This window comes from Cytobacillus sp. GQ23 (genome assembly GCF_059758675.1).
The window spans coordinates 1-3105 of sequence record NZ_JCAXER010000061.1 but is presented as its reverse complement, the minus strand read 5'-3'; the positions used below and the strand labels follow the sequence as shown (position 1 = coordinate 3105).

At 40.1% G+C, this 3105-nt stretch carries 4 protein-coding genes; 3 read left to right on the top strand and 1 reads right to left on the bottom strand.

The window, feature by feature from the left end; translation table 11 throughout:
- Window positions 1-41: 41 nt before the first annotated feature.
- Complete coding sequence (locus tag AC6CHU_RS25775) at window positions 42-1157, bottom strand: aminopeptidase (RefSeq protein ID WP_159870895.1); 1116 nt, start codon at window positions 1155-1157, stop codon at window positions 42-44.
- A 227-nt stretch (window positions 1158-1384) separates the two neighbouring features.
- Between AC6CHU_RS25775 and AC6CHU_RS25770 the strand changes: the two genes are divergently transcribed.
- From AC6CHU_RS25770 to ytxJ, 3 genes are all read left to right on the top strand, one after another.
- On the top strand, window positions 1385-1870 hold the full coding sequence (locus AC6CHU_RS25770; RefSeq protein WP_035330351.1) for a DUF948 domain-containing protein: 486 nt from the start codon (window positions 1385-1387) through the stop codon (window positions 1868-1870).
- Between the two features lie 22 nt (window positions 1871-1892).
- Complete coding sequence (locus AC6CHU_RS25765) at window positions 1893-2390, top strand: YtxH domain-containing protein (RefSeq protein ID WP_251283914.1); 498 nt, start codon at window positions 1893-1895, stop codon at window positions 2388-2390.
- A gap of 362 nt (window positions 2391-2752) precedes the next feature.
- Window positions 2753-3082, top strand: coding sequence for a bacillithiol system redox-active protein YtxJ (ytxJ, locus tag AC6CHU_RS25760; RefSeq protein ID WP_159870901.1), 330 nt, complete (start codon window positions 2753-2755; stop codon window positions 3080-3082).
- Window positions 3083-3105: the final 23 nt, after the last annotated feature.

Sequence of the window (3105 nt, the reverse complement as noted above, 5' to 3'; positions counted from 1 at the left end):
AAGGATGCTCCGCTCAGGAAGCATCCTTTTTTTCATAGAGTTTATTTTAAGTTCTCAGGATTTAACGGTTCCAATTCAGCAATAACGAACCGCCCGTCTTTACGGATTAAAACATCGTCAAAGTAGATCTCACCCCCGCCGTAGTCAGGACGCTGGATATTGACCATATCCCAGTGGATATTGGATTTATTGCCATTATACGCTTCGTCATAGCATTGTCCCGGAGTAAAGTGGAAGCTTCCATCGATTTTCTCATCGAACAGGATATCCTGCATCGGATGTAGAATATAAGGGTTAACTCCAATGGCGAATTCACCAATATAGCGCGCACCTTCATCTGTATCAAAGATTTTATTAAGGCGTTCGCTGTCATTTGCTTCCGCTTCCACGATTTTTCCGTCTTTAAATGTCAGTTTTACATTTTCGAAGGTAAAACCATGGTATGGGGATGGTGTGTTATAGGTGATAATGCCGTTAACAGACTCACGGACAGGGGCTGTATAGACCTCTCCATCAGGGATATTCATCTGGCCGGAGCATTTGATCGCCGGTATATCCTTAATCGAGAAGGACAGATCTGTACCAGGACCAGTGATTCGGACTTTATCTGTTTTATTCATTAATTCCACAAGGCTGTCCATCGCTTTGTCCATTTTACCGTAATCCAAATTGCAGACATCAAAATAGAAATCTTCAAATGCCTCTGTGCTCATTTTTGCCAATTGGGCCATGGAAGCATTAGGATAGCGGAGAACCACCCACTTCGTTTTTGGCACACGGATTTCTCTATGTACTTTTTGCCCGATTGTCGATCCATGGATTTTCATTTTATCATCCGGCACATCAGCCTGTTCGTTGATGTTGTCCCCGGAACGAAGTCCTATGTATGCATCCATTTTGCTCATAACATTTGCTTCAAATTCAGCCATCATATTGAATTGCTCTTCTTGTGCTCCTAATAGCAGGGAACGATCCACCTGATGATCTTTTAAAGATACAAATGGATATCCTCCAGCAGCGTATGCTTCCTTCACCAGTGCCGTCACTAGTTCTTTCTGCAGACCAAAATTTTCAATAAGAATTTTCTCGCCTTTCTGAAGACGGACTGAATAGTTAATCAAATTTTTCGCGAGTTTTTCAATACGGGGATCTTTCATGGATAAATTCCTCCATTAAATTTATTTTTCCGACAACTATTATTGTACCCGAAATAAATGATTTTGTTTAATCTTTTCCAATTATGCTAATATTTACTTTAACAGATGAAAATAACCGTATGAGAAGGAATTTGGACATTACAAGTGGAATCTATTAATGTACTCCTGGTTTAGAGGCAGTGCATCTGGGTAAAAAGTTATTATACAGACAACCGGAGGTGTAGGAATTGGAAATAATTTTATACTTAAGTGTAGCAGTCATTGCGATTGCATTCCTGGTTTTGGTCATTTATTTGGCAAAAACATTAAAATCCTTACAAGGGACATTAGATAACGTATCACACACATTGGCAGGTCTTGAAAGGCAATTAGATGGTGTCACGAAGGAAACAACAGTCCTGCTGCATAAAACTAATTCACTGGCAACAGATATTCAGCAGAAGTCTGAGAATCTGAACAGTGTCGTAACAGCGGTAAAAGAAGTTGGTGACTCTGTCCGCAAATTCAATGGATCCATTCAGAAAATCACATCTTCTGTCAATACACAGCTTGAACAGAATAAAGATAAAATCTCACAGGTAGTTCAGTGGAGCAATGTTCTTCTTGAAATCAAGGATAAGTGGAAAATGAGAAAAGAAGACCCCTATCAGTACAATGTAGGCGAGAAACAAATGCTTCCGCCCGAACGCCAGAGAGAGAGAGCAAGATACTAGAATAAGAGGAGGAAAAAAGAGAATGAATACTCAAGAACGTACTCAATTTGATTCAAACCAGGTGAAAACAGAGGAAAATATCAATACGAAAGATTTTATGATTGGTGCTCTTATAGGAGGCATGGTTGGCGCAGCTACCGCTTTGTTCCTGGCTCCAAAATCAGGGAAAGAACTTCAGAGTGATTTAAGCGAAAAAGCGGCTATCTTAAAAGAAAAATCAGGACAGTATCGTGAAACAGCAATGACAAAAGGAACTGAACTGGCTAATGCAGCGAAAGAGAAAACAAATGTATTAACTCAAACAGTGACCAAGCAATCCAATCAGCTTGTAAATAAAGTGAAGAGCTTAAAAGAAAATGGACAAGCTTCTGCAAATGGCACAGCCGAAGAAGAGGGAGAAGCCATCAATAACGAAGCATTTCAGACTGAAGGAAACGCGCCAGTAAATGATGCGGAAATCCAAATGAAGCTGGAAGAAACGAAAAAAGCTTTTGACGAAACCGAGCAAAAGTATAATTAATTTTATTTGTTTAAACAACGGTGAAGTGGTACGATTACTTCACCGTTATTTAATTTCTTAAGCTGTTTGCTGCTTTTTCAAAATGTTTAACTTGCTGAACTGATCTTCCCTGTGGGCACTTGATCCTCGAAAACGGACTTTCTTCGTGCGGTATTATTCGACCAAACATTTCAAAATCTGCGGGAGGAGCGGGAAGTGTAAGAATACGCAGGACAAGCCCTTCAGGCACTCGCCCCGCGGGTTCGCTGTGTGCCTGGAACAGATATCAGCGGGCAGAATTCTTAACCCTAAAATAGCAATCTTTGAAAAAGGCGATTTTAAAAGAGCAAGGCATTGCCTGGCTTGGATTGGAGGAAATAAAAATGAAAAAATTTGAAAGTCATGAAGCATTTGATCAAGAGGTGAAATCAGGCGGGCAGCTGCTGGTTTTAAAGCATAGTTCCACATGCCCCGTGAGCGGAGCGGCGTATGAAGAATATGAAAGCTTTGTAAAAGAGCATAAAGATGTAAATGCTTATTACTTAGTTGTTCAGGAAGATCGCCCTTTATCCAATCACATTGCAGAAACGTTTCATATTAAACATGAATCTCCTCAGGCAATTCTGTTTAATAAAGGAGATGTTGTATGGCATGCATCGCATTGGAAAGTTACATATGACTCCCTTTTGAGAGTTATTGAGGAAAACAAATAAAACCCATCCAATCGGATGGGTTT

Excerpts from the sequence above, each read along its gene's own strand:
- AC6CHU_RS25775 (WP_159870895.1), bottom strand. The coding sequence starts at position 1,157 with ATGAAAGATCCCCGTATTGAAAAACTCGCGAAAAATTTGATTAACTAT.
- AC6CHU_RS25765 (WP_251283914.1), top strand. The coding sequence starts at position 1,893 with ATGAATACTCAAGAACGTACTCAATTTGATTCAAACCAGGTGAAAACA.
- ytxJ (WP_159870901.1), top strand. The coding sequence starts at position 2,753 with ATGAAAAAATTTGAAAGTCATGAAGCATTTGATCAAGAGGTGAAATCA.